The following is a 25786-nucleotide window of genomic DNA, read 5'->3' on the forward strand; positions in this document are numbered from 1 at the left end:
CCGCCTTGAGCATACAGGCGCCGCCATCGCCCCACCGCGCCGGCATCACCGATCTGGAAGTAGGTGGTGGCCTCCCGCCCGGACATACCGTCCTGGCTCATTTTTTCCAGGACAGCCAACTTGAACGGGAGGTCATAGAACCGGGCCTGGCGATGAAATCCGCGCCAACCATGCAGCCGATAGGTCGCCACCCAGCGCCTGACCGTGGAGGCCTCCAGGCTGTGGCGACGAGCAACGGCTTTGACTGATGTGGAGGTCTTGCAGGCCTCTTTGGCAACCTGCAGTTTGAAACGAGCGTCGTATCTGTTCATGTATCCCTCGGGGTTGGATCTGGCGTCCAACTCCCGGGGGTCACTTCAAGGATGGGTTTACGGCGTCCCCCGCAAACCCACCTCGGCCGGCCCAACCCGGAATGTCGCTCCGCCAGCCGCGAGGGGGCTCAGCCCGTTGGCCGGGAACCCCTCACCACTTGAACAGCACCAGGCTGATCGCCAGGGTGCCCATGCCGGCCACCAGTCCGTAAACCGTCTCGTGGCCCTTGGCATAGCGCTTGGCCGCCGGCAGCAGCTCATCCAGCGCCAGGAACACCATCACGCCGGCGATCAGTCCGAACACCCAGCCAAACGTGGCGTGCGACAACGATCCTGACAGCAGCCAGTAGCCCAGCGCCGCGCCCACCGGTTCGGCCAGGCCGGACAGCAGGCTGGCACTGAACGCATAGAACTTGTTCTGGGTGGCGAAGTACACCGGCACCGCGATCGCGATGCCCTCGGGAATGTTGTGGATGGCGATGGCGAAGGCCAGTGGCATGCCCACCGATGGGCTTTCCAGCGTGGCGAAGAAGGTCGCCAGCCCTTCCGGGAAATTGTGCGCGGTGATCGCGACCGAGGTCAGCAGTGCGACCCGCTTCAGGTACTCGCGGCTGTTCTCGCGGAACGCGGGGTCCTGCTTGTCCAGGCTGTCGTGCGGATTCGGAATGAAGTGATCGATCAGCACGATGACGATCACGCCCAGCAGGAAGGCCAGGGTGCCGTAGGTGAAACCGGTACGCTCTCCATAGGCCAGTGCGAAGGAAGCAATGGACTTGTTGAGGATCTCCGACAGCGACACATAGACCATCGCGCCGCCGGCGAAGGCCAGGCCGAACGCCAGCAGGCGCGGATTGGGGCGGCGCGAGAACAGCACCAGCAGGCTGCCGATGGCGGTGGCGAGGCCGGCCGCAAGAGTGACCGCCAGTGCGATCCAGATGTTTTCGGGAGGAATCTGCAGCATGTACCGACGCGGTCCTGGTCAATAGACAACCGCCCCGGACAAGGCCGGGGCGGCGAGGGCGAGGCGGGCGTCGGCTGGCCTCGTCGGGGCGCGGGCGATCAGCCGCCGCGGCGCAGGCGTTCTTCGATGGCGAAGCACTGGTCCGGCTTCGGCTGCGGCGGGTTGAAGCTGACCGGTACCTGGATGGTGGCCGGCACTGCAGCACCGTTGCGGGTGGCGGCCTTGAACTGCCAGCCCTGCACGGCGGTCCTGGCCAGTTCGTCCAGTTGCGGGTTGCCGGCCCCGGTCAACAGCGCGACCTCGCTCGGTTTGCCGTCGGCGCCGATGGTCACCTTGAAGGTGCTGGTGCCGCCCACGCCCATGCAGGCCAGCTCAAGCGGGTACTGCGGCGGCGGCGTCTTCACCGCGGCCACTTCGGTCGGCGGCGGCGGTGGTGGTGCCGGTGGTTCGGACGGGCCACAGCCGGCCAAGCCGGTCGCAGCGATCAGGGACAGGCTCAGCAAACGTACGTTCATGGCAGTTGCTCCGTCAGGGCCGAAGTCTTTGCCGCGCAGATGAAGTCGTTCTCGCTCAGGCCGCCCACATCGTGGGTGGAAAAGCGCACCACAGCGCGGTCGTAGTGCACGCCCAAGTCCGGATGGTGGTCCTCGCGGTGGGCAATCCAGGCCAGCGCGTTCACGAAGGCCATGGTGGCGTAGTAATCCTTGAAGCGGAAGGTGCGCGTCAGGGCCTGCCCGCCCTCGCTCAGCTCCCAGCCGGGAACCTGCGGCAGCAGTTCGGCCAGGCGGGCCTCGCCAAGCTTGTGGTCGCTGCCTTTGCGCGGCACGCAACGGGCCTGGGCCAGTGGAATCAGGTCGGCCATGGGAATCTCCACCTCGTGTTGACTGAACAATGCGCCGGACGGTGTATAAACCGAATGAGCGGCTGACGCGTACTTGGCTAGAATAGCCTGATGATCCAGATCTCCGACACTGCCCAGACCCACTTCCGCAAGCTGATCGAACGCGAGGGCGTGCCCGGCATGGGCGTGCGCCTGAGCGCGGTCGACCCCGGTACCCCGCGCGCCGACGCCCGGCTGGAGTTCGCCGAACCGACCGACCTGCTCGGCGATGAGTGGGCGGTGGACTGCGAAGGATTCACCCTGTACGTCGATGCCGGCAGCGTCGGCTGGCTGGACGGGGCCGAGATCGACATCGTCGCCGGTACCGCCGGCACCCAGCAGCTGACCATCAAGGCGCCGCGCATCAAGGGTGAAGCGCCCGGTGATGCGGCCTCGCTGGTCGAGCGCGTGCACTGGGTGGTGGAGAACGAAGTCAATCCGCAGCTGGCCTCGCATGGCGGCAAGGTGGCCGTGCAGGAAGTCTCGGCCGACGGCGTGGTACTGCTGCGCTTCGGCGGTGGCTGCCAGGGCTGTGGCATGGCCGACGTGACACTGAAGCAGGGCATCGAAAAGACCCTGATGGGCCGCGTGCCGGGCGTGACCGCCGTGCGCGACGCGACCGACCACGACAGCGGCCACGCGCCGTACATCCCGCGCGACAACGTCGCCTGATCGCTGACGCGTGCCTCTGACCCGGGCCGAGCAACTCATCGATCTACTGCTGGCGCGCCAGCAGCCCCGCGCCGTCCTCGAGAAGACCACGCGCCTGCCTTATGGCTGGGCGCTGTGGCTGCGCTCGCTGGGGCCGCTGCCGCGGCCGTACCACGCGCGCGACGTGATCGCGGTATTGCTGCCCCGACCGTTGCCGGGGCCACCCGGTCAATCGCCGCAGCTGTCGCCGTGGCAGGCGCTGCGCCGCTTGTTCTGGCAGGACTGGGACGCCGCGCCGCGCGACCAGCGCTGGATGCGTTGGGTCTCGGCCTTGGCCAGCGCGCTGCTGCATCTGCTGTTCTTCATGCTGCTGCTGTGGGTGGCGGTGATCCGCACCACGGCACCGGAAGCGGAGGGCGCCGAAGGCGAGCGCTTGCAGGTGGAGTTCGTCGGTCGCGCTACCCAGGAAGGCGGCGGCGATCAGCCAGGTGCGGAAGCGGCGGCCGCTGCACCGCCGGGCCAGGTTGCAGCTGGCCAGAACGCAGGGGCCGCAACGGCGCCTGAGCCGCGTCCGGCGTCCGCGTCGGCAGCTGCGTCCGCACCCGCTCCGGCTGCAGTGGCCAGCGTGCCGCCGCCGCCCACCGAATCCGAGCCGGCGCCGGTCGCGGCACCGCCGCCGTCTCCGGTGCAGGCCACCGAAGTAGCCGAGGCCAGTGCGGATTTCGTGGTGCCGCCGGTGAGCGTGCCGCGTACCGAGGTCAGCATCGTGCCGCGTGACACCACGCCCACGGTGCGCGAGCGCAGTGTGCAGCCGGTGCAGGTGCCGCCGGCCCCGGCCGCACTGCGAGCGCCGGAGATCGCGGTGCGGACGCCGCAGCTGCGTGACATCCCGGTGCAGGAGCGTGAAATCAGTACGGTCGATGCACCGGCGATATCGCAGCCGCTGCGCACGGCCGATGTACAGGTCCGTGTGCCGCAGCGCGATGTGCAGGTGCGCGAGCGCGAGGTGCAGGCCGTGGTCGATCCGCAGGTGCGGATGGCTGCTGTGGCCGGGCGCGAGCCGACCGTGCGAGCGCCGGCAGGCCGTGACCTGCAGGTGCGCGAGCGCGAAGTTGCGTCGGCACCCGCGGCGGCGCCTTCAACGTCCAGCGGCAGCGCGCCAGCGACAACGGCCGCGCCTGCGGCCAGTGGCAGTGCGCGCCAGGCCGAAAGCAGCACGCCACGGCCGTCCGCCTCCAGCACGAAACCGGCCCAGGCTGGAGCGCGCCCGGCCCCCGATCCGGGCAACTGGGCCACGCCCGCCAAGGGCGATGACTGGGGGGCGTCGAGCCGCAAACAGGACGGCGCCGACAAGGGCGCCCGCCAGGCCAGCGCCACCGGCAAGGGCAGTGGCCTGTTCAACGCCGATGGCAGCGTCCGCGTGCCGGGCCAGGAAGGCGATGGACGTGCCGAGCGCGGTGCGCCCGGTGGTGCCAACGATGGCTGGAGCAAGGAACGCATCGCGCAATCGGGCACCTGGTTGAAGCGACCGCCTTACGACTACACGCCCACGTCATTCGACAAATACTGGGTCCCGCAGGAATCGCTGCTGGCCGAGTGGGTGCGCAAGGGAATAAAGGCAATGGAGATTCCGTTGCCGGGTACCAATACGAAGATTTCCTGCGTGATCTCGATCCTGCAGGCCGGTGGTGGCTGTGGCCTTACCAATCCGAACATGCAGGACCAGCCGGCCGTGGCGCGGCCACCGCCGGACATTCCGTTCAAGAAAGAACTGCAGGAAGATAACGGGAGCCGGTAGGCTAGGGAGCGCGCCACGCCCTGGCAGGCTCGCTTGGGTAGGTGTCAATCTTGGTTGGCACAGAAGCGCCTACCAAGGTCGGCATCCACCACGGCAGTGACCTTACGCGCTCTGCGACAGGAACACCCAGAACGGGACGTCGCGGCCAAGCCAGTCGCGGCTGGTCTCGTCCATCACGTCCAGCAGGGTGTCGAAGTCCTTCTGCGCGGTGGCGCGCAGCGCGTCCACGTCGCACAGGAACAGTGCATAGCCGTTGGCTGGCAGCCATTGCAGGTCGCGTAGATTGTCCGACAGCGCATCCCAGTTGCCGCCGAAACCGGCCGGAAAATCCAGCTGCGCGGCCAGCCGTGCGAGCAGGGTGCGCTTGTCGGCCACCCCTTCCAGATCGATGCGGATCACCTTCAGCCCGGCATCGCGCATTGCGGCGGCCAGGGCGCCGATGTCGTCGCTGTCGATGGTGTAGACACCGGCATTGTTGATGTCGTGCAGGCCGAGGCCGAAATCGTCATGGCTCATCACTGCGCTCCCTGGGCCGGTACGGTGAAGCTGCGGAATGATTCGTAATGGTCGTCGGTGTAGTACCACGCCTCCGGCGGATCGCCGCCGGTGACGATGCGGCGCGTGCCACGGGTGCGCGCTCCGGGGGTGTCCACGGTGTATTCGCGGTAGTAGCCGCGCGGACGCTGCGGCAACTGCTGTTCGCGGTTGCCGAACGTGCTGCCATCCTGGCGGTGCGGGAACGGCCCGCCGCGCTGGATCAGCGCGATCGTCTGCCGGGCTTCGGCGGGCAGGAAGGCGGGCAGACCGTTGCCCTTGCCGGGCGTGGCCGTGGCCGGTGCGCGCGCGGCAGGCGCACCCTGCAGGTCCGGCGCGAACTGCGGCGCCGGCGGGCGCTGCATGAAATGGTTGACTACCAGGCCGAGCAGCAGCAGGGCGATGGCGGTGATCAGCAGCCGGGGGTTGCGCATGGGCAAGGGAGCGGGCGAGGGTGGTGCTCGCACTGTAGCGCCTGCGCGCTGCACGGCGCATGAGGAGGGGGCTGCGTCACCGCCGCGTAACAATTGCCGTCGTGCTCACCGGCGGGACGCAATTTCCTTTACATCCCCCTTGGTAATCTGCCGTTCTGTCCCCATCATTCACCGCGCACCGCCCGACAACGTCGGGTGCCCTCGCAATCAGGAGATGCACCATGGCCTATACCCTGCCCAAGCTGTCCTACGCCTACGACGCGCTGGAACCGCATATCGATGCGGCGACGATGGAAATCCATCACACCAAGCATCACCAGACCTACATCAACAACGTCAACGCGGCGCTGGAAGGCACCGAGTACGCTGACCTGCCGGTCGAAGAACTGGTGAAGAAGCTCAAGTCGCTGCCGGAGAACCTGCAGGGTCCGGTGCGCAACAACGGTGGTGGCCATGCCAACCACTCGCTGTTCTGGACCGTGATGGCTCCCAATGCTGGCGGCAACCCGGTGGGCGACGTGGCCAAGGCCATCGACAAGGACCTGGGCGGCTTCGACAAGTTCAAGGACGCCTTCACCAAGGCGGCGCTGACCCGTTTCGGCAGCGGCTGGGCGTGGCTGAGCGTGACCCCGGACAAGAAGGTGGTGGTCGAAAGCACCGGCAACCAGGACAGCCCGCTGATGGAAGGCAACACCCCCATCCTCGGCCTGGACGTGTGGGAGCACGCGTACTACCTGAAGTACCAGAACCGTCGCCCGGAATACATCGGCGCGTTCTTCAACGTCATCGACTGGAACGAAGTCGAGCGCCGTTATCAGGAAGCGATCGCCTGATCGCGGTGATGGGATGAATGGAGAAGGCCGGGGAAAACCCGGCCTTTTCTGTTGCAGCAATCATTCGGTAGTGCCGGCCGCTGGCCGGCAATCGTGTGATCCCCGGGGAGCCGGCCCGCGGCCGGTACTCCCTATTCGGCGGTGGCCGTATTACCTTGCAGGCGCAACGTGGCCATCACGCCCAGGCGCAGGCCGGGCAGGTCGCCGTCGGCCGGCAGCAGGATCGGCTGCTGGCGGATGCCATCGAAATGCTTGACCTGGAAGAGCACATCCAGACCATGGCCAGTGCTGCCCCCGCCACTGGCCGCAGGCGCCTCGGCGCGGCCGCCGGGATTGCGCCGCGCCGGCTGGAAGCCCGGCGTGCTGCGCACCAGTTCCATCGTGTTGGCCGAGAAGTCGCCGGCGATCAGGCTGGGCATGCCCTCGGCGGTGGCACCAATCCAGGTCATCAGGTCGCTGGTCTGGTGCTGGCGCGCGGCGGCCTCGTCCGGGTCGGGGCGGAGCCGTGCCACATAGATGTTGACCAGCGCCTCGCCCAGCTTCAGCCGCATCATGCCGGCCGCGCTGAAGGTGCCGGGAGGATGCAGCAGGGTCACGCCGTCCTCGCTGACCGGCAGCCGGGTCAGCATCGCGTTGCCATGCCGCAATGTCTGGCTGGGTGGATCGGCGGTAACGAAGTCGCAGCTGTAACGCAGCCGGCTGGCCAGCCAGCAGGCCGGGTTGCGGCCCTGCTGCTGCAGCACCTGCTGCACCGAGATCACGTCCGGCTGCAGGTCGGTCAGCAACTGCGCGACCTGCTCGCGGCGTAACTTCCATTGCGCATCATCGTGGCTGGGCAGCTCCAGCGCGGCCACCGTCAGCTGGCGGGAGCCGCTTTCGCTGGCCGCCGTGGCCGGTGCCTGCGGCCGCGCCTGTGCCTGCAACGCCATCAGCAGCATCAGGCAACTGAGCAGGAGACGGGCGGGGGGGAGGGGGCGCATAACGATAAGTTTACGCTTTTGTCGTGCAGGTGCCGTGACTTCCGGCACGGAGCGCGGTTGCCTGCCATGGATGGGCACCGTTGTCATGCAGCCCTGCAGCGTGCTTCGCAAGGCCCGGTTCCGGTAACCTTGCGCCTTTCGCTTTGCAGGAATGCCTTACAGGATGAGCCACGACGCAGTTGCCCCCATCGCCGGCCAGGGAAAGATGCCGCGCCAGATCCCGTACATCATCGGCAATGAGGCCTGCGAGCGGTTCAGTTTCTACGGGATGCGCAACATCCTGGTGCAGTTCCTGATCACCTCGCTGCTGTTGCAGGAAATCACAGCCGAAGGCCGTGCCGGTGAAGCCAAGGACATCATGCACAGCTTCATGATCGGCGTGTATTTCTTCCCGCTGCTCGGAGGTTGGCTGGCCGACAGGTTCTTCGGCAAGTACCACACCATCCTCTGGTTCAGCCTGGTCTACTGCGCCGGCCATCTGTGCCTTGCCCTGTTCGAGAACAGCCGCGAGGGCTTCTTCCTCGGCCTGGGCCTGATCGCCCTGGGTGCCGGTGGCATCAAGCCGCTGGTGGCCTCCTTCATGGGCGACCAGTTCGACCAGAGCAACAAGCACCTGGCCAAGATCGTCTTCGACGCCTTCTACTGGATCATCAACTTCGGCTCGCTGTTCGCCTCGCTGCTGATCCCGCTGGCGCTGAAGAACTGGGGCCCGCAGTGGGCGTTCGGCATCCCGGGCATCCTGATGTTCATCGCCACCTTCGTGTTCTGGCTGGGCCGCAAGCGTTACGTGCTGGTGCCGCTGCCACCGAAGGACCCGCACTCGTTCGCCAACGTGGTGCGCACTGCGCTGACCGCACGCGCGGCCGGCCAGGGCCGCCCGGGCCTGGTGATCGCCGTGCTCGGCCTGGTGCTGGCAGCGGCGTCGTTCGGCCTGGTCGGTTCGCTGGGCATCGTGATCTGCCTGTGCCTGGCGCTGGTGGCCATTCTCGCCGGCATCGGTGGCGGCACCTGGTTGCAGCTGGACCGGGCCCGTGGCCAGCATCCAGCCGAAGCCGTGGAAGGCGTGCGCTCGGTGCTGCGCGTGCTGGTGATCTTCGCGCTGACCACGCCGTTCTTCTCGCTGTTCGACCAGAAGGCCTCGACCTGGGTCCTGCAGGGCCAGCAGATGCAGATGCCGAGCTGGTTCACCGCCTCGCAGATGCAGGCGCTGAACCCGCTGCTGGTGATGATCCTGATTCCGTTCAACAACCTGGTGCTGTACCCGGCCCTGCGCCGCTTCGGCTTGGAGCCGACCGCGCTGCGCCGCATGACCGCCGGCATCGCCTTCAGTGGCCTGGCCTGGATCGTGGTCGGCGGCATCCAGGTGGTGATGGACGGCGGCAACGCTTTGTCGATCTTCTGGCAGATCCTGCCGTATGCATTGCTGACCTTCGGTGAGGTGCTGGTCTCGGCCACCGGCCTGGAGTTCGCCTACAGCCAGGCGCCGCAGGCGATGAAGGGCGTGGTGATGAGCTTCTGGAACCTGACCACCACCATCGGCAACCTGTGGGTGCTGCTGTCGAACGCTGCCGTGCGCAACGACGCGGTGACCCACAAGATCGCCAGTACAGGCCTCAGCGAGGCGGCATTCCTGATGTTCTTCTTTGCCGGTTTCGCCTTCGTCGCGGCGTTGGCCTTCGGTTGGTATGCGAAACGCTATCGTATGGTCGACAATTACCGTAGCGCCTGAGCCTGACATGACCCCCGTCAATCTGCTGTTGATCGCCATTACCGCCATCCTGTCGTGGATGGCGTTCAACAACCGCACGCTGGCCGACCGCCTGATCCTGTGGCCGCCGGCCATCGACCGTCACCGCCAGTACGACCGGCTGGTGACCTACGGCTTCATCCATGCCGACTGGTCGCACCTGATCTTCAACATGATCACCCTGTTCTTCTTCGGGGGATTCATCGAGAGCGTGATGGTGCAGCTGACCGGCAGCTACCTGACCTACCCGGCGTTCTACATCGGTGCGCTGCTGGTCTCGATCCTGCCCAGCTACCTGAAGAACCAGAAGAACCCGAACTACCTCAGCCTTGGCGCGTCCGGGGCGGTATCGGCGGTGCTGTTCGCCTTCATCCTGATCAAGCCGTGGTCGATCATCCTGGTGTTCTTCATCCCGGCACCGGCGATCATCTATGCCGCGTTCTATGTCGGCTACAGCATCTGGATGGACAAGCGCGGCGGCGACCGCATCAACCACAGCGCGCACCTGGCCGGTGCGGCGTTCGGCGTGATCTTCATGCTGGCCATGCAGCCGAGCATCTTCAACCACTTCCTGCGCGAACTCTCCAACCCGACCTTCCGCCTGGGCGGCTGAAGCGTGCCAGGGTCGGATCCTGCGGATCCGACCCTGGCGTATCCGGTTTCAGGCCTGGGTCGTGTGGCCGTAGGTATCCAGCAGGCGGGCGAATACTTCCTCGCCGATGCGCTGGAAATCCTGATCCTCGGTCTGCCCTTCCACCGCCAGTTGCAGCAGGCCCTCCAGCAGGGCGCGGTCGGTATCGGAATGGGAATCGCTGGGGTGCATCGGAGCCTCCGCGGGGGTGCGCATGGTCAACGGTCGCAAGGGGCGTGCCAAGCTGGCCGTACCCCTCCACAGGCGATAGCGGCCGTCAGCGCTCCAGCTTGAGGGTCGCAAACTGACGTGAATGGATCAGACTTGCCCCTGTTCAGGCTTCACGCGATCATGGCGCCCGGCTGCGCACCATCCACGCAGTCGCCGCAGGAGACAGTTCCATGGCTTCGGTCACGCCCCCCGGTCTGGCCTACGAGGTCGAACACGACCTGGCCAACCACCGCTTCACCGCCCGTGTGCGAGGACAGCTGGCGGTGCTGGACTACCAGATCAAGCGCAAGCGCATGGTGATCACCCACACCGAGGTGCCCGAGCCGATCGCCGGCCGTGGCATCGCCGGTGAGCTGACCCGCGTGGCACTGCGTTTCGCCCGCGAGCAGAAGTACAAGGTGGTGCCGGCATGTTCCTACGCCGAGGCTTTCCTGCAGCGGCACGAGGAGTACCACGACCTGCTCGTTGGCTGAGTGCCAGCGGGCCACGCTTCAGCCATGGCAGGCGATGATGTACAAACATGAACAGGGGATCCCGATGAAGATTGGAAACAACCGGCCATTGCACGGCAGCGTGCTGGCCGGCGTGGTGGGCGTGCTGTTGCTGGCCGGTTGCCAGCGTGAAAGCGAGCCGGCACCGGCGGCTGAGGCGGCTCCCGCCGTCGAGGCCACCGCCGCAGTCGAAACGCCGGCCACGGAAGCGCCGCTAGACCTGCGCGACGTGATCGAGAACAACGAGCGCGAAGTGGTGGGCATCAGCTACCCGGCCGGCATCGACCGTTATCCGGGGTTGGCCCGTGCGCTGCAGAACTATGCGACGAGTGCGCGCAGTGACCTGCAACAGGCGTTGGACGGGCTCGGCAACGACAAGCCGACCATGCCCTACGAGCTGTCGCTGAGTTTCGAGAAACTGCTGGAAACCCCGAAGCTGGTGGTGGTCAGTGCTGATGGCAGCCGCTACACCGGTGGCGCCCACGGCGAACCGCTGGTGGCGCGCTTCGTATGGCTGCCGCAGCAGCAGCAGATGCTCAGTGCCGAAAAGCTGGTGACCGATGCCAAGGGCTGGAAGGCGATCAGCGATTTCGTCGCCGACCAGCTGCGCGAACGCGTGGCCACACGGCTCAGCGGCGAGGACATGGACCCGGCCCAACTGCAGGAATCGCTGCGCAATGCATCGCGCATGATCGCCGACGGTACTGGCCCGCAGGCCGACAATTTCAGCCAGTTCCAGCCACTGACCGACGACAAGGGGCAGATCACCGCGCTGCGCTTTGTTTTCCCTCCGTACCAGGTGGGTCCATACTCGGACGGCACCCAGACCGCCGATGTACCGGCGGCGGTGCTGTTGCCGCACGTGGCCAGGGACTACGTGGAGCTGTTCGCACGCGGTTGACCGCAGTGGAGGAGGTGGCGTGGATACAGGGTTGCAGGAGCGGGTCGCCGGCCTGCTCCACGAAGCCGGGGTCCGCATCGGCGGTACCCAGCCACAGGACATCCAGGTGCATGACCCGCGCTTCTTCGCGCGGGTCATGGCCCACGGCTCGCTCGGCCTGGGCGAGAGCTACATGGACGGCTGGTGGGATGCCAACGTCCTGGATGAATTCCTTGTCCATCTGATGCAGGCGCACCTGGATGAACGGGTGCACGGCTGGCGCGAAGTGGCCGATGCGCTGAAGGCGCGCCTGTTCAACCTGCAGGCCGGGCAGGGCAGCTACGAGGTCGGCCGCCGCCACTACGACCTCGGCAACGATCTCTACCAGGCCATGCTGGGCCAGCGTCTGGTCTACAGCTGCGGCTACTGGCGCAATGCCGATGATCTCGATGCCGCGCAGGAAGCCAAGCTCGACCTGGTCTGCCGCAAGCTGGGCCTGCGCCCGGGCCAGCGTGTGCTGGACATCGGCTGTGGTTGGGGCGAGGCACTGAAGTTTGCTGCCGAACGCTATGGCGTCAGTGGCGTGGGTGTGACCATTTCGCAGGAGCAGGCCGGGTTCGCGCGCGAACTGTGCGCCGGCCTTCCGATCGAGATCCGCCTGCAGGATTACCGGGAACTGGACGAGCCGTTCGATGCAATTTTCTCGATCGGCATGTTCGAGCACGTCGGTGACAAGAACTACGCCAGCTTCTTCGAGGTGGCCAAACGCTGCCTGTCGCCGCGTGGCCTGCTGCTGTTGCACAGCATCGGCACCAACGTCTCCCGGCATCGCACCGATCCGTGGATCGCGCGCTACATCTTCCCCAACTCGATGCTGCCGTCGGCGGTGCAGATCACCCGGGCGTTCGAAGGCCGCTTCGTACTGGAAGACTGGCACAACTTCGGCACCGACTACGACCTGACCCTGCAGGCCTGGCGGCGCAACGTGGAAGCGGCGTGGCCACGGCTGGATGCGCGCTATGACGAGCACTTTCGCCGCATGTGGCGCTTCTACCTGGCCGGGTCGATGGCCACCTTCCGCTGCCGCCATGCGCAGTTGTGGCAGCTGGTGCTGTCGCCGGAAGGCGTGCCGGGCGGGTACGTGGCGCCACGGTAGTGTTGCGTCGGGAGAGAGGGATAGATCAGGCCTGATACGACACTCATTGACGTTGACTACGGGTATTGCACGGCCTGCTCTCCGCAAGGGTGCCGACGACGCTAAGCTGTTGGGTCGGCGGCATTACCGCATTCCTGAAGGCGTTGCAGCATGGGTTGGGACATCACCTACCATCCAGTCGCGGACTCGGAAATCCGTGGCCTCTATTTCCGTGCGCTGGAGGACGCGACGCTGGTTGAGCCGCTGCAGCAGCAATTCCGGATCGAGCCGTTCTACATGGAGCAGCTGCAGGAACGCATCGACGAGGCTCGCTCGATCAGCGCAGACGTGCCCTTCGAGAAGGGGCATGCTTTGTACCTGGCGATCGTGGCCGGTCACCTGCGCCGGTATCACTATCTTCGCGGGAGCGCCCTTTCGTTCTTCATCGACGATCCGGTGGTTGCCCGCTATTTCGCGGACTGGCGGCACCTGGTGCCGCCACAGTGGGCGGACGCCGCTGCAGGCAACCACCTGCGCGAAAACTACGGTGGTGGTGTGTTCATCACGCATGACCGGCTGAAGCAGATGCGCGCGGACTACGCCGGGGACAATGACCTGCGCGCGCGTCTGCACGAGCTGTTCTCCGATGGTCGACTGGCCGTGTTCTGGAGCGTTGTCGATGATGCCATCGGCAAGGGATGCGGATTGCTGGAAGCAAGCGAGGTGGTCGAGCCGAATCCGATGGACCTCAACGCATCGACCAGCATGAGCAATCTGCTCAACTGCGCCCCCGATGGCGCGTTGCTGTACGCAGAGGCCGTCGCGGCGCAGCTGGCGCAGTTCGTGCCGGAAACCCTGGATACGGATACGGCTCCGGCGGCAAACACGCAGAAACGATGGTGGGAACGATTGTTCCGGCGATGACCTCAACGAAAAAAACCGCCCGGTCTCCCGGGCGGTTTACGTTTCACGCTAGCGCGCAGGCGATCAGTTGCCGGCGCCGGTCAGGCCACGCTTTTCCAGCAGCGGTTCGATCTGCGGCTCGTGGCCGGCGAAATCGCGGAACAGCTGCATCGCGTCGACGCTGCCACCCTTGGACAGCAGGGTGGCGCGGAAGTGGTCGCCGTTCTTGCGGCTCAGGCCACCGTTGTCCTTGAACCACTTCTGGGTGTTGGCGTCGAGCACTTCCGACCAGATGTAGGCGTAGTAGCCGGCCGAGTAGCCACCCATGATGTGGCTGAAGTACGGGGTCTTGTAGCGCGGCGGCACCGGCGCGTAGTAGATGCCGTCCTTCTCCAGCGCGGCGCGCTCGAAGGCCATCACGTCCTTGGCGGCCGGCACCTGGTCGGCACCGATCTGGTGCCAGCGCTGGTCCAGCATCGCTGCACCCAGGTACTCGGTGGTGGCGAAGCCCTGGTTGAACTTGGCCGCCGCCAGCACCTTGTCCAGCAGCGCCTGCGGCATCGCCGAACCGTTCTGGTAGTGCTTGGCGTAGTTCTTCAGGATGACCGGGTTGTCGGCCCACATCTCGTTCACCTGCGAGGGGAACTCGACGAAGTCACGCGGCACCGAGGTGCCCGAGAAGTACGGGTACTTCACATTGGAGAACATGCCGTGCAGGGCGTGGCCGAACTCGTGGAAGGTGGTGTTCACCTCGTCCCAGGTCAGCAGGGTCGGCTGGCCGGCCGGCGGCTTCGGGATGTTCAGGTGATTGGCGACCACCGGCTTGAAGCCGGTCAGCTTCGACTGCGAGACGTAGGAGTTCATCCACGCGCCGCCGCGCTTGGAGGCGCGTGCGTACGGGTCGAAGATGAAGATTGCCAGCTGGCTGCCGTCGGCGTCGAACACGTCGTAGACGGTCACGTCGTCGTGGTAGACCGGCAGGTCTGTGCGCTGCTTGAAGGTCAGGCCGAATTCCAGGTTGGCGGCATGGAACACGCCGTTCTCCAGCACGTTCTTCATTTCGAAGTACGGCTTCAGCTGCGACTCGTCGAAGTTGTACTTGGCCTGGCGCACCTTCTCGCTGTAGAAGGCCCAGTCCCACGGTTCCAGCTTGAAGGTCGGCTTGCCTGCGGCCTTCTGTTCCTGGTCGATCATCGCCTGCAGGTCGGCGGCTTCGCGCTTGGCGTTGGCCACCGCGGCCGGGGCCAGCTTGCCCAGCATCGCGTTGACCGCTTCCGGCGTCTTGGCGGTCTGGTTGGTCAGGTTGTAGGCGGCGAAGTTCGGGAAGCCCATCAGCTTGGCCTTGTCGGCACGCAGCTGCATGATGCGCGAAACCAGCGCGGTGTTGTCGAACTCACCGCCGCGGCTGCCGCGGCTGACCGACGCTTCGTAGATCTTCTGGCGCAGGGCGCGGTTGGCCAGGTTGGTCAGCGGCGGCTGGCCGGTGGTGTTGAGCAGGGTGATTACATACTTGCCTTCCAGGCCCCGGGCCTTGGCGGCTTCGGCGGCGGCGGCGATCTGCTCCTTGGACAGCCCGTCCAGTTCCTTGACGTCGTCGACGGTGATCGCCGAGGCGTTCACTTCCGACTGCACGTTCTGGCTGAACCTGGTGCCCAGGCTGGCCAGTTCGGCGTTCATCTCCTTCAGCTTGGCCTTGTCGGCCTCGGACAGCTTGGCGCCGGCGCGCACGTAGTTGTCGTAGTACTTCTCGACCAGGCGCACGCCTTCGGCGTCCAGGCCCAGCTGGCTGCGGGTGTCATACAGCGCCTGGATGCGGGCGAACAGCTTGCCGTTCAGCGCGATCGCATCGCTGTGCGCGGCGAACTTCGCCGAGTAGTCGGCCTGCAGCTTCTTGCGGGTGTCATTGGTGTCGGCGCCGACCAGGCTGAAGAACACGGTGGTCGCACGGTCGAGGATGTCACCGCTCTTCTCCAGGGCGATGATGGTGTTGTCGAAGGTCGGCTTGGCCTTGTTGTTGGCGATCGCTTCCACTTCCTTCAGCTGCTGCGCCATGCCGGCGTCGAAGGCCGGGGCGAAGTCGCTGTCCTTGATCCTGTCGAACTGTGGGAAGTGCAGCGGCAACGGGCTTTCGGCAAAGAACGGATTGGCCTGCTGGGCGGCGGTGCTGGCGGCCGGGGTAGCGGCGCCGGCCGAGAAGGCGGGCAGGGCAAGGCCGAGGGACATGGCCACGGCAAGGGCAAGGCGAGTGGTCAAGGTAGGAACTCCGGTAAGGCAAACAAGGGCCCGAGGGTAACCCGGCCGGCGGCGCTGGCACTTGTGTCAAAAGGCATGTTGCCGGGGCCGGGCGCGGGTACCATGCATCCACCGCCCACGGCCCGCCATCATGACCAGCGCCTACGATTTCAGCTTCCGTGACCTCGACGGCCAGCCGCAGGCGCTGGATCAGTACCGGGGCCGTCCCTTGTTGCTGGTCAATGTCGCCAGCCGTTGTGGCTTCACCCCGCAGTACACCGGGCTGGAACAGTTGTGGCAGAACTACCGTGAGCGTGGCCTGGTGGTGATCGGCTTCCCATGCAACCAGTTCGGCGCGCAGGAGCCCGGCGACGCCGCGCAGATCCGCCAGTTCTGTTCGCTGGATTATCCGGTCAGCTTCCCGCTGTCGGAGAAGATCGAGGTCAACGGCGAGGGGGCTGATCCGTTGTGGGCCTGGATGACGCACGAAAAGCGTGGCCTGCTCGGCAGTGCCCGCATCAAGTGGAATTTCAGCAAGTTCCTGGTCGATCGCCAGGGGCAGGTGGCGTCGCGGCATGCGCCCACCACCAGGCCGGAGCAGTTGCGCAGCGCGATCGAAGCGCTGCTGTGAGGTAGTGCCGGCCGCTGGCCGGCAACCCCGTGGGCCAGGAAGCGCCGGCCAGCGGCCGGCACTACCATTGCAGCATCACTTCTCGACGAACGCGCGCTCGAACACGTAGTGGCCCGGCTGGCCGATGCGCGGCGAAACCTGGAAGCCCCGGGCGTCGAGCACGGTACGCAGGTCGGCCAGCATCTGCGGGCTGCCGCAGATCATCGCGCGGTCGTTTTCCGGGCTCAGTTCCGGCAGGCCGAGGGTGCGCTGCATCTCGCCGCTCTCCATCAGCTGGGTCAGGCGGCCCTGGTTGGCGAACGGCTCGCGGGTGACGGCAGGGTAGTACAGCAGCTTGTCGCCGATCATGTCGCCGAGGAACTCGTGCTCACGCAGTTCCTTCTCGAAGTAATCGCGATAGGCCAGGTCCTTCTCGTAGCGCACGCCGTGGCACAGGATCACCTTCTCGAAGCGCTCGTAGGTTTCCGGGTCCTTGATCACTGACAGCCACGGCGCCAGGCCGGTGCCGGTGCCCAGCAGGTACAGGTTCCTGCCGGGGTGCAGGTCGCTGATCAGCAGGGTGCCGGTGGGCTTCTTGCCGACCAGCACCTTGTCGCCCGGCTTGATGTGCTGCAGGCGCGAGGTCAGCGGGCCGTCCTGCACCTTGATGCTGAAGAACTCCAGCTGCTCTTCCCAGTTGGCACTGGCGATGGAGTAGGCACGCAGCAACGGGCGCGCCTCGGTTTCCAGGCCGATCATCACGAACTGGCCGTTCTCGAAGCGGAAGCCGCTGTCGCGGGTGGTGGTGAAACTGAAGTAGGCGTCGGTCCAGTGGCGGACCTCAAGCACCGTTTCGGCGCCAAAAGCGGTGGACATGGGCGTATCTATCAAAAGTCGTCGGGGGTGATTCTATCTCAAATGAGACAGGTTCTCATTGGGCAGAACGAGAGGCGTTCTCAGCGATAACCCGCCGCCTGCAGCTCGAACAGCTCGGCGTAGCGGCCACCCTGTGCCATCAGCTGCGCGTGGGTGCCGCTGGCCTCGATCCGGCCGTCGGCCAGGACCAGGATGCGGTCGGCCATGCGTACGGAGGAAAAGCGGTGGGAAATCAGCACTGCGGTGCGATTATCCGCCAGTTCCCTGAACCGCTGGAACACCTCGAACTCGCTGCGCGCATCCAGCGCTGCGGTTGGCTCATCCAGGATCATGACCTGCGCATCGCGCATCCATGCGCGCGCGATGGCGATCTTCTGCCATTGGCCGCCGGACAGGTCCACGCCCTGCTTGAAGCGCCGGCCGATCTGCTGGTCGTAGCCACCGGGCAGGTCCTCGATCACTTCCTCGGCCATGCCGCGCCTTGCGGCGTCGGCAATGCGCGCCTGGTCGTCCATCGCCTCGACCTGGCCAACGCCGATGTTCTCGCCCGCGCTGAGGTTGTAGCGCACGAAGTCCTGGAAGATCACCCCGAGGTTGGCGCGCAGGTCGTCCAGGTCGTAGTCGCGCAGATCGCGGCCATCGAGCAGGATCCGGCCTTCGTCCGGCTCGTACAGCCGTGCCAGCAGTTTCACCAGCGTGGTCTTGCCGGCGCCGTTCTCGCCGACCAGGGCCAGCACTTCACCTGCGTACAGCTGGAAATCCAGATGGCGCACCGCCCACTGTTCGGCATCGGGATAGCGGAAGCCGACGTTCTCGAACACGAAGCCCTGGCGGATTGGCTGCGGCACGCGCACGGCGCCTTCACGCGAGTGGATTTCCGGCTCGATCTGGAAGAACGAGAACAGGTCATCCAGATACAGCGCCTGGCTGGCGACCTGCGAGAAGCCGATCAGCAGGCCTTCCAGCAGCTGGCGCAGGCGCAGGAAGCTGCCGGCGAGGAAGGTCAGGTCGCCGATCGAAAAGTCGCCGCGCACCGTGCGCCACGCGATGTAGGCGTAGGCGGTGTAGTACCCCAGCGTGCCCAGTGCAGCCAGCAGCGTGCCCCAGAACGCGCGGCGCCGGGCCAGTGCACGGTTGGCCTGGAACAGCGCCACCGACAGCCGCCGGTAGCGTTCCACCAGGAAGCGGTGCAGGTTGTAGATCTTCACTTCCTTGGCCGTTTCCACGCTGGCACCGAGCTGGCGCAGGTAGTCGAGCTGGCGGCGCTCGGGCGTCCATTGGAAGTTGAGGCTGTAACCGGCCGCGTTGAAGTGCGATTCGCCGATGAAGGCCGGCACCAGTGCCAGCGCCAGCAGCAGGATCAGCCACGGTGCGTAGACCAGCAGGCCAACGGCGAGGCTGGCTACGGTGATCGCGTCCTGTACCTGGCCGAACAGCTGGCTCATCAGGTTCATCCGGCCCATGGTCTGGCGCCGCGCACGGTCCAGCTTGTCCTGCAGGTCCGGATCCTCGAAGTCCTCCAGATCCAGCGTTGCCGCGTGTTCCATCAGCCGGATGCTGGTGACGTTGGCGAACAGCTCCGAGAGCAGGGCATCGGCGTAGCTGACCAGGCGGCCGAGCAGGTCCGAGCCGATGGCCAGGCCGAATTCCAGCGCCAGCAGGCCCAGCAGTGGGTTGAGCAGACCACTGGACAGCGCTTCGCCCAGCGGCGGGAAGCCGGCATCGTGCTGGCTCAGGTGCAGGGCGCTGTCGATGATCAGCTTGCCGACGTACAGCATTGCCACCGGCAGCAGCGCACGGATCAGGCGCAGCCCAAGGCTGGCGAGGGTCAGGACGGGACTGGTCTGCCAGACCATGCGCAGGAAAGGCGGCAGGTTGCGCATCGCCCTGAAGCGCTGGCGCAGGCTGGGTTTCTTCGCGGCGTCAGCGCCAGCGGTGGGGGTAGCAGGCATGCGCGTATTGTGCGCGTCGGACGCGTGCAGATGGGGTCAGTGCAGCCGTGTGGCCGGCACCGGGATCAGATCCCTTTGCAAAGGGATCTGATCCAGCCCCCCCGTATCCACGCATGGCGTGGATCTACCGTGTCGACCAAGGTCGACACCTGCCAACAGCAGTAGAAGTCTGTCGAGGGCGGGGTGGGTCAGGTCGCAGGGGCGTGAGCCGCACGGATGCGGCGACCGAGCTTACATGGACGTACTTGCAGCGTCCCCTGCGACCTGACCCACCCTGCCAACCCGCAGAAGAGCCAGCTTCTGCCGTTGCTCCAGCTGTTGCTCTGGCCTCTGCGGGTGCCGGGCGGCAGCCCGGCCAACAGGCCCCTTTTACGGCAGCGGCGGCAGCAACCCTGCACCCAGCCGGTTCCACGCATTGATCACCGCAATGCCCATGCTCAGGTCACTGATGCCCTTCTCATCGAAGTGCGGTGCCAGTGCATCGAACGCCGCCTGCGACGGCGCACCGTCGGTCAGCCGGGTCAGCGCCTCGGCCCAGCCCAGCGCCGCACGTTCACGGGCATCAAAGAAGCGGCTTTCGTGCCAGGCGGGCAGCGTATCGAGCTTGCGCGGCTCGATGCCGCCCTTGCGCAGCGCAGTGCCGTGCATGTCCATGCAGTAGCCGCAGCCGTTGAGCTGCGACACGCGCAGGAACACCAGTTCCATCAGGGTCGGATCGACCGAGCTGTCATGCACCGCCTGGCTGGTGGCCAGCAGGCCCTTGAAGGCCTCGGCGGCCAGGCGGGTGTAGGGGACGCGGGGAGAGGCATGGTTCGACATCGTGGGCTCCACGGCGGCCACAGTGGCCGCCTTTCACTACCAGGACGCCGTACCGTCGCCGCGCGTGACAACGTCCGGCAGCTTCTCCGGATTCAACACGCTGTACACGTTGGCGATGCGGCCATCGACCACTTCGATGGTGGTGATCGAGTGCAGGTGGTCGCCCTGGAAGCGCAGAATCGCCGGCTCGCCATTGACGCAGCCCAGGTGGGCCGGATGCACCGCGCCACGGCGGGCGATGGCCCAGAACAGGCGGCCGATGCGCTCGGCACCCAGCAGTGGGCGGATCGCTGCGGTAACCACGCCGCCACCGTCGGAGACCAGTTGCGCGTTGGCGTGCAGCAGGGCTTGGATCGCCTCGCTGTCGCCGCGCTGCGAGGCGTCCATGAAGCGCGCCAGCAGCTGCCGGTGCTGGCTGGCATCGGCGTTGAAGCGCGGCCGCCGGGCCAGCAGGCGTTGCCGGGCACGGTGCACCATCTGCCGGCAGTTGGCCTCGCTGTGACCGATCAGCTCGGCGATCTCGCGATAGTCGTGGTCGAACGCCTCTTTCAGCAGGAAGGCGGCGCGTTCTTCGGGGCCGAGTTGTTCGAGCAAGGTCAGGAAGGCCACCGAGACATCGTCGGCCAGCGCATGCAGCTGGGCCGGGCCGGGCGCCGGGTCAGGCTCCAGCGTGACGGCCAGCGGCTCGGCCAGCCACGGCCCGACATAGTGCGCGCGCTCGCGCTTGGCCGCACGCAGCCGGTCCAGGCCGAGCCGGGTGGTGGTGGTGACCAGCCAGGCCTCGGGGTCGCGGACGCTGGCAGGATCGGCGCCGGACCAGCGCAGCCAGGCGTCCTGGACCACGTCTTCGGCGTCGGCGCGGCTGCCGAGCAGGCGGTAGGCCAGGGCCATCAGGCGCGGGCGGTGGGTCTGGAAAGCGGTTTCAGCGTTCATGTGGGCAAGGACGCCGCAGTGGCGCATGGCGTGACAGAGGGCTTGCGCGGATAGTGCCGGCCGGCGGCCGGCACTACCACCCCCGCGGCCGGGGGAGGGGGTAAAATGGGCGGATTACCCCGCCAGCCTCGAGCAAGCGAGCAAGACGTGACATCGATCAAGCAGGAAGACCTCATCCAGTCCATCGCCGACGCGCTGCAGTACATCTCGTACTACCACCCGGTCGACTACATCAAGAACCTTGCCGCCGCCTACGAGCGCGAGGAGTCGCCGGCCGCGAAGGAGGCGATGGCGCAGATCCTGATCAATTCGCGCATGTGCGCCGAAGGCCACCGTCCGATCTGCCAGGACACCGGCATCGTCACCGTGTTCCTGGAAATCGGCATGGACGTGCGCTGGGACGACGCCACCATGGGCGTGGAAGAGATGGCCAATGAGGGCGTTCGCCGCGCCTACATGCACCCGGACAACAAGCTGCGCGCCTCTGTGCTGGCTGATCCGGCCGGCAAGCGCATCAATACCAAGGACAACACTCCGGGCGTGGTCAACGTCAAGGTGGTGCCGGGCAACACCGTCGACGTGATCGTCGCCGCCAAGGGCGGTGGTTCGGAAGCGAAGACCAAGTTCGCCATGCTCAACCCGTCCGACTCCATCGTCGACTGGGTGCTGAAGACCGTGCCGACCATGGGCGCCGGCTGGTGCCCGCCGGGCATGCTCGGCATCGGCATCGGTGGCACCGCCGAGAAGGCGATGCTGCTGGCCAAGGAAGCGTTGATGGAGCCGATCGACATCACCGAACTGCAGGCCCGGGGCGCGTCCAACCGCATTGAAGAGCTGCGCCTGGAGCTGTACGAGAAGGTCAACGCGCTTGGCATTGGTGCGCAGGGCCTGGGGGGCCTGACCACCGTGCTCGACATCAAGATCAAGGATTACCCGACCCACGCGGCCAACCTGCCGGTGGCCATGATCCCGAACTGCGCGGCCACCCGCCATGCGCACTTCACCCTGGATGGCAGCGGCCCGGTGATGCTGGACCCGCCGTCGCTGGAAGACTGGCCGAAGCTGACCTATGACGCGTCCAAGGGCACCCGCGTGGACCTGGACACGATCACCCCGGAAGACGTGGCCAGCTGGAAGCCGGGCCAGACCCTGCTGCTCAACGGCAAGCTGCTGACCGGCCGCGACGCCGCGCACAAGCGCATGGTCGACATGCTCAACAAGGGCGAGGAACTGCCGGTGGATCTGAAGGGCCGCTTCATCTACTACGTCGGCCCGGTAGATCCTGTGCGCGACGAAGTGGTGGGCCCGGCCGGCCCGACCACGGCGACCCGCATGGACAAGTTCACCGAGCAGGTGCTGGCGCAGACCGGCCTGCTGGGCATGGTCGGCAAGGCCGAGCGCGGCCCGGCCGCCATCGAAGCGATCAAGAAGCACAAGTCGGCCTACCTGATGGCCGTTGGTGGTTCGGCCTACCTGGTGTCCAAGGCGATCAAGGCGGCCAAGGTGGTCGGTTTCGCCGACCTGGGCATGGAAGCGATCTACGAGTTCACCGTGCAGGACATGCCCGTGACCGTGGCCGTCGATTCCACCGGCGAATCGGTGCACAAGACCGGCCCGCGCGAATGGCAGGCCCGTATCGGCAAGATTCCGGTGGTGGTGGAGTAATCCTTCCGCCCAGTGTTCAGACAACGGCGCCCGTGTGGCGCCGTTGTTGTGTGCAGCCTGCCTGCGCGTGGCCTGCTCTGCTAACGTACTGGCTGGCGTTCTGGAAGGGAGTCCATCGTGCTGCAGTTGCCGCGTGTTTTCGTGTTGCTGGTCGCTGCGCTGGCGTGCAGCGCCTGCGGGCCACGTTACTTCGTCGAGCCTCCCACCCACGAAGCGGGGAAGATCTGCGCGTCGGTCTGCGAGAACCGGAAGGCAACGTGCGACTTCCACAACCGCGCCCTTGCCGAGTCGGATCAGCGCAGCTGCGAAAGCGAGAAGAGCCGGGTCATCAGCCGTTGCAGTGATATCGCCGATGACAAGCAGCGGCACAACTGCGAAGGGGGCAACGGTGCCGGCAACTACTGCGGTCCCCCGGTGCTTCCTTCATGCGGCGCTCCGTACGCCCAATGCCTGCTCTCCTGCGGCGGCACCGTGAATGACGTTCGCACCGACACCGGTGTTCCCGTGTACTGATCGGGGCGCGCGTCGGGCCTGCACGAGTAACCGTAGTCTGCTAGGGTCGGCACATCCCTGCACTGGATGTGCCCATGCGCCTGCATCGATCCGTCGCGACTGTATTCCTGCTGGTCCTGGCCGGCTGCAGCACAACGTCCTCCTATGAAGGTGCGGATTTCTCCGCCTCCTCGCAGTGCCGCGTGCAATGCCAGGCCGATTATCGGAGCTGCATGGCGCGGGGGAGTATCGGCAGCAACGACTTCATCTGCGAACAACAGATGGTGCCGGCGCCGGACAAACGCTGCAAGGACGTTGCCAATCCCGAACTGCGCCGTTCCTGTGAACTGAAGACACACGACTGCGCGATACGCACGCCGATCATGTCCTGTAGCGAAGGCCGCGATACCTGCATGAGCCGCTGCGGCTGAGCAACGATTGCCCGTGCAGGGCATAATCGGCCGATTCATCCACCCGGGACTTGCGCATGAGCACCACGCTGTATGGTTCGACAAGCACCGCCGCCCTGGTGGTGCACTGGCTGCTGATCGAACTCGGCATCGAGCACGAACTGGTGCTGCTGGATTTCGACGCACGCGAGCACAAGTCGGCCGAGTACCTGGCACTGAACCCTGCTGGCGTGGTGCCGACGCTGCTGATTGATGGCCTGGTACTGACCGAAGCGGCGGCCATTGCACTGTACCTGGCTGATCGCCATCCGGACGCCAACCTGCTGCCCGCGCTGGGCACACCGCAGCGCGCCGATGCCTACCGTTGGATGTTCTGGTGTGCCAATACGCTGCAGCCGGCCTATCGAGCCTGGTTCTATCCACACGAAATGGCGGGCGAGGCGAATATCGAGGCCAGCCGCGAGATGGCACGGCAGCGCCTGGAAGCGGCCTGGCAGCATGTGGCCGCGCACCTGCATGCACATGGCCCCTACCTGCTGGGCGCCACGCCCTGCGTGGCCGACTACATGCTGGTGATGCTGATGCGCTGGTCGCGCAACATGCCGAGGCCCAGCGACACCTGGCCGGCGCTGAAGGCGCATGCCACGTCGATGAAGGCGCGCCCGGCGTTCGCCGAGGTGTATCGCCGCGAGGGCATCACCGACTGGCAGTAGCCCGTTCTGCAGCGCCGAGCCACGCTCGGCTGCATTCACGGGTGGCACGCGAGCAGCAGCCGGGCAGCAGCCGGCCAGGGCTCGGCTCTGGCAGTGCGGGTTACAGGATCTCCAGCACCGTTTCCGGCGGCCGGCACAGCCGTGTGCCCTTGGGCGTGCGCACCACGGGGCGGTTGATCAGCCGCGGGTGTTCGGCCATCGCGGCCAGCAGCGTGGCCTCGTCCGCATCCTCCAGGCCAAGTTCGGTGAACTGCGCCTCCTTGTTGCGCACCAGCGCCCGCGCGTCCAGTCCGGATTCGGCCAGCACCTGGCGCAGCGTGGCCGCATCGGGTGGGTTGCCCAGGTATTCGATCACCTCCGGATCGAAGCCTGCATCGCGGATCAGCTTCAGTGCGCCGCGCGAGTTGCTGCAGGCCGGGTTGTGCCAGATCGTCACGTCCATCAGAACCACTCCAGCAGGGACACACCCACGCCCACGTAGGTGGCCTTGTGGTTGTAATCGATCAGGCTTTCGCCGTAGCCGTCGAAGACCTGCACATGGCCGCGCAGCAGGTTGCTGATCGGGAAGCCGTAATCCAGCTGCAGGGCGCCGTGCGAGCGGCTGCCGGTGCGCAGCGAATGGCGTGCCATCAACGAGACTTCGTGGCCGTTGCGGTTCCAGGTCAGGGTCGCGTCACCGCGGCCCATGTAATCCTCGATGTCCGGGTTGTTGTCATCGCTGCGGGTTTCCGGGATGCGGTACCAGGGGCGCAGCACCAGCGCCCAGTTCTCGCGGTCCAGGCCGATGTTGAGCATGACCCGGTTCCAGCTGCGCGACAGTGGGTCGGCCCGGCCATTGGACTGGTGGTTCAGCGCGATGCCGGTCATGCGCCCGCGCCAGCCACCGATCGAGTAGCCGTTGCGGAAGACCATCATCACTTCCGGTTCGTAATTGGTTTCGCGGAAGGGGCGCGAATCCTCGCTGTTGTAGGCCTGCCAGCGCGAGCTCTGGGTGTAGCCGGCCCAGATGTCGCCGTTGTCGCCGAACAGGTTTTCGGCGATCTTGGTCTTGAAACTGATCTGGAACTTCAGCTCGGCACTGTCCAGCACCTGCGGCGTGGTGACCGTGTTGGCCGGATTCGGCGAATGCGGTGTGGTGTTGCGGTCGCTGGTCCAGAACGCAGGCAGCAGGTACACCGGCTTGTAGGCGCGCAGCTGGAACGGGCCGAGCTTGGAGTCTTCGGCCAGTTCCCAGCGGCTGTCCAGCAGTGAGCCCCGGCCAGCGTTTGCCAGCGCGCTGTCGGGCTCTGCTGGGCGGAGCAGATCACTGACCCGCTCGCGCAGTTTCTCTTCGCCCTGGCTTACGCGTGCAGTCTGTCGTTCTTCGCGACGGGCCTGTGCTGCTGCCTCGGCGGCAGCGTCGGCCTCGGCGGTGGACTGCGCGGAGCGCCCGAACTGCCGGTCATAACAGGCCAGGCGGGCAGCGTCTGTGGTAATCGCCGCACATGCGGCCGGCGAGGCTTCGGCGCTGGGCGCGAACTCCTGCGCAGCGAGCGGAGCACTGGCCAAGGCCAGCGCCAGCGGTGCGAGGCGGGGAAGCAGCGGGGGGAGGGTCATTCCAGCAGGCCCTTCGGTGAATACGGGAGTCGCACAGTGTGGCGGCTGTACCGGGTCGCGGCCAGCCCCCACGGTTTATGCACGCCCA

The 25786-nt window shown here is 66.2% G+C and carries 29 protein-coding genes; 14 read left to right on the forward strand and 15 right to left on the reverse strand.

The window, feature by feature from the left end:
- The 4 genes from AC5P65_RS07190 to AC5P65_RS07205 form a co-directional block, all read right to left on the reverse strand.
- Positions 1-311: transposase (locus tag AC5P65_RS07190; RefSeq protein ID WP_495215468.1), on the reverse strand; the 311-nt coding region annotated here is incomplete at its 3' end.
- A 151-nt stretch (positions 312-462) separates the two neighbouring features.
- Positions 463-1272, reverse strand: coding sequence for a zinc transporter ZupT (zupT, locus tag AC5P65_RS07195; protein ID WP_010486740.1), 810 nt, complete (start codon positions 1270-1272; stop codon positions 463-465).
- A gap of 98 nt (positions 1273-1370) precedes the next feature.
- Positions 1371-1787, reverse strand: a complete 417-nt coding sequence (locus AC5P65_RS07200; RefSeq protein ID WP_010486743.1) for an energy transducer TonB — start codon at positions 1785-1787, stop codon at positions 1371-1373.
- Positions 1784-2134, reverse strand: a complete 351-nt coding sequence (locus AC5P65_RS07205) for a 4a-hydroxytetrahydrobiopterin dehydratase (RefSeq protein ID WP_021203009.1) — start codon at positions 2132-2134, stop codon at positions 1784-1786. The genes AC5P65_RS07200 and AC5P65_RS07205 overlap by 4 nt, the downstream gene beginning before the upstream one ends.
- Positions 2135-2224: 90 nt before the next feature.
- Here AC5P65_RS07205 and AC5P65_RS07210 point away from each other — a divergent pair, with 90 nt between their 5' ends.
- Together AC5P65_RS07210 and AC5P65_RS07215 are read left to right on the forward strand one after the other, a co-directional pair.
- Complete coding sequence (locus AC5P65_RS07210) at positions 2225-2824, forward strand: NfuA family Fe-S biogenesis protein (protein WP_021203010.1); 600 nt, start codon at positions 2225-2227, stop codon at positions 2822-2824.
- A 10-nt stretch (positions 2825-2834) separates the two neighbouring features.
- Positions 2835-4601 carry a hypothetical protein gene (locus tag AC5P65_RS07215; protein WP_021203011.1) on the forward strand — a complete coding sequence of 589 codons (1767 nt, stop codon included), beginning with the start codon at positions 2835-2837 and terminating at the stop codon, positions 4599-4601.
- 102 nt (positions 4602-4703) lie between these two features.
- Here the strand turns inward: AC5P65_RS07215 and AC5P65_RS07220 are convergent, their stop codons facing one another.
- Both AC5P65_RS07220 and AC5P65_RS07225 read right to left on the reverse strand, forming a co-directional pair.
- On the reverse strand, positions 4704-5117 hold the full coding sequence (locus AC5P65_RS07220) for a barstar family protein (RefSeq protein ID WP_021203012.1): 414 nt from the start codon (positions 5115-5117) through the stop codon (positions 4704-4706).
- Positions 5117-5569, reverse strand: coding sequence for a guanyl-specific ribonuclease (locus tag AC5P65_RS07225; protein ID WP_021203013.1), 453 nt, complete (start codon positions 5567-5569; stop codon positions 5117-5119). Before AC5P65_RS07225 ends, AC5P65_RS07220 begins: the two co-directional genes overlap by 1 nt.
- A 221-nt stretch (positions 5570-5790) precedes the next feature.
- Between AC5P65_RS07225 and AC5P65_RS07230 the strand changes: the two genes are divergently transcribed.
- Positions 5791-6402, forward strand: coding sequence for a superoxide dismutase (locus tag AC5P65_RS07230; RefSeq protein ID WP_005410310.1), 612 nt, complete (start codon positions 5791-5793; stop codon positions 6400-6402).
- A gap of 131 nt (positions 6403-6533) precedes the next feature.
- Here the strand turns inward: AC5P65_RS07230 and AC5P65_RS07235 are convergent, their stop codons facing one another.
- A complete protein-coding gene (locus tag AC5P65_RS07235; RefSeq protein ID WP_021203014.1) occupies positions 6534-7382 on the reverse strand; it encodes an endonuclease/exonuclease/phosphatase family protein in 849 nt (282 codons plus the stop codon).
- Between the two features lie 163 nt (positions 7383-7545).
- On the opposite strand from AC5P65_RS07235, the gene AC5P65_RS07240 reads away from it, so the two are divergent.
- Positions 7546-9111 (forward strand): POT-type proton-dependent oligopeptide transporter, encoded by a 1566-nt coding sequence (locus AC5P65_RS07240; RefSeq protein WP_111098433.1) that lies wholly within the window; start codon positions 7546-7548, stop codon positions 9109-9111.
- A gap of 7 nt (positions 9112-9118) precedes the next feature.
- Positions 9119-9742, forward strand: a complete 624-nt coding sequence (locus tag AC5P65_RS07245) for a rhomboid family intramembrane serine protease (RefSeq protein WP_021203015.1) — start codon at positions 9119-9121, stop codon at positions 9740-9742.
- A 48-nt stretch (positions 9743-9790) separates the two neighbouring features.
- Here the strand turns inward: AC5P65_RS07245 and AC5P65_RS07250 are convergent, their stop codons facing one another.
- Positions 9791-9952: a hypothetical protein gene (locus tag AC5P65_RS07250; protein ID WP_180832395.1), complete on the reverse strand. Its 162-nt coding sequence runs from the start codon at positions 9950-9952 to the stop codon at positions 9791-9793.
- A gap of 209 nt (positions 9953-10161) precedes the next feature.
- On the opposite strand from AC5P65_RS07250, the gene AC5P65_RS07255 reads away from it, so the two are divergent.
- From AC5P65_RS07255 to AC5P65_RS07270, 4 genes are all read left to right on the forward strand, one after another.
- Complete coding sequence (locus tag AC5P65_RS07255; protein ID WP_005417588.1) at positions 10162-10464, forward strand: GNAT family N-acetyltransferase; 303 nt, start codon at positions 10162-10164, stop codon at positions 10462-10464.
- Positions 10465-10501: 37 nt separating this feature from the next.
- Positions 10502-11383: a DUF3298 and DUF4163 domain-containing protein gene (locus tag AC5P65_RS07260; RefSeq protein ID WP_111098434.1), complete on the forward strand. Its 882-nt coding sequence runs from the start codon at positions 10502-10504 to the stop codon at positions 11381-11383.
- A gap of 19 nt (positions 11384-11402) precedes the next feature.
- Complete coding sequence (gene cfa, locus AC5P65_RS07265) at positions 11403-12518, forward strand: cyclopropane fatty acyl phospholipid synthase (RefSeq protein WP_111098435.1); 1116 nt, start codon at positions 11403-11405, stop codon at positions 12516-12518.
- 150 nt (positions 12519-12668) lie between these two features.
- Positions 12669-13421: a hypothetical protein gene (locus AC5P65_RS07270; RefSeq protein ID WP_111098436.1), complete on the forward strand. Its 753-nt coding sequence runs from the start codon at positions 12669-12671 to the stop codon at positions 13419-13421.
- A 63-nt stretch (positions 13422-13484) separates the two neighbouring features.
- Here the strand turns inward: AC5P65_RS07270 and AC5P65_RS07275 are convergent, their stop codons facing one another.
- A complete protein-coding gene (locus AC5P65_RS07275) occupies positions 13485-15653 on the reverse strand; it encodes a M3 family metallopeptidase (RefSeq protein WP_111104336.1) in 2169 nt (722 codons plus the stop codon).
- A gap of 130 nt (positions 15654-15783) precedes the next feature.
- Between AC5P65_RS07275 and AC5P65_RS07280 the strand changes: the two genes are divergently transcribed.
- Positions 15784-16263, forward strand: coding sequence for a glutathione peroxidase (locus AC5P65_RS07280; protein ID WP_111098438.1), 480 nt, complete (start codon positions 15784-15786; stop codon positions 16261-16263).
- A gap of 75 nt (positions 16264-16338) precedes the next feature.
- Here the strand turns inward: AC5P65_RS07280 and AC5P65_RS07285 are convergent, their stop codons facing one another.
- From AC5P65_RS07285 to AC5P65_RS07300, 4 genes are all read right to left on the reverse strand, one after another.
- Positions 16339-17118: a ferredoxin--NADP reductase gene (locus AC5P65_RS07285; protein ID WP_111098439.1), complete on the reverse strand. Its 780-nt coding sequence runs from the start codon at positions 17116-17118 to the stop codon at positions 16339-16341.
- Between the two features lie 80 nt (positions 17119-17198).
- Positions 17199-19070: an ABC transporter ATP-binding protein gene (locus AC5P65_RS07290; protein WP_111098440.1), complete on the reverse strand. Its 1872-nt coding sequence runs from the start codon at positions 19068-19070 to the stop codon at positions 17199-17201.
- Positions 19071-19439: 369 nt separating this feature from the next.
- Positions 19440-19889 carry a carboxymuconolactone decarboxylase family protein gene (locus AC5P65_RS07295; protein ID WP_019660434.1) on the reverse strand — a complete coding sequence of 150 codons (450 nt, stop codon included), beginning with the start codon at positions 19887-19889 and terminating at the stop codon, positions 19440-19442.
- A gap of 36 nt (positions 19890-19925) precedes the next feature.
- Positions 19926-20822, reverse strand: a complete 897-nt coding sequence (locus tag AC5P65_RS07300) for an RNA polymerase sigma-70 factor (protein ID WP_111099275.1) — start codon at positions 20820-20822, stop codon at positions 19926-19928.
- 147 nt (positions 20823-20969) lie between these two features.
- On the opposite strand from AC5P65_RS07300, the gene AC5P65_RS07305 reads away from it, so the two are divergent.
- The 4 genes from AC5P65_RS07305 (at position 20970) to AC5P65_RS07320 (ending at position 24102) form a co-directional block, all read left to right on the forward strand.
- A complete protein-coding gene (locus AC5P65_RS07305) occupies positions 20970-22487 on the forward strand; it encodes a fumarate hydratase (protein ID WP_019660432.1) in 1518 nt (505 codons plus the stop codon).
- A 117-nt stretch (positions 22488-22604) separates the two neighbouring features.
- Positions 22605-23000 (forward strand): hypothetical protein, encoded by a 396-nt coding sequence (locus AC5P65_RS07310; RefSeq protein WP_111099277.1) that lies wholly within the window; start codon positions 22605-22607, stop codon positions 22998-23000.
- Between the two features lie 74 nt (positions 23001-23074).
- On the forward strand, positions 23075-23410 hold the full coding sequence (locus AC5P65_RS07315; protein ID WP_111099278.1) for a hypothetical protein: 336 nt from the start codon (positions 23075-23077) through the stop codon (positions 23408-23410).
- A gap of 56 nt (positions 23411-23466) precedes the next feature.
- Entirely contained in the window at positions 23467-24102 is a 636-nt protein-coding gene (locus AC5P65_RS07320; RefSeq protein WP_111099279.1) for a glutathione S-transferase family protein, read from the forward strand.
- A gap of 100 nt (positions 24103-24202) precedes the next feature.
- On the opposite strand, the gene arsC is transcribed toward AC5P65_RS07320, so the two are convergent.
- Entirely contained in the window at positions 24203-24544 is a 342-nt protein-coding gene (gene arsC / locus AC5P65_RS07325) for an arsenate reductase (glutaredoxin) (protein ID WP_019660428.1), read from the reverse strand.
- Complete coding sequence (locus AC5P65_RS07330; protein WP_019660427.1) at positions 24544-25698, reverse strand: phospholipase A; 1155 nt, start codon at positions 25696-25698, stop codon at positions 24544-24546. Before AC5P65_RS07330 ends, arsC begins: the two co-directional genes overlap by 1 nt.
- Positions 25699-25786: the final 88 nt, after the last annotated feature.

Source organism: Stenotrophomonas sp. YJH_SMC_48-3, from assembly GCF_059369375.1.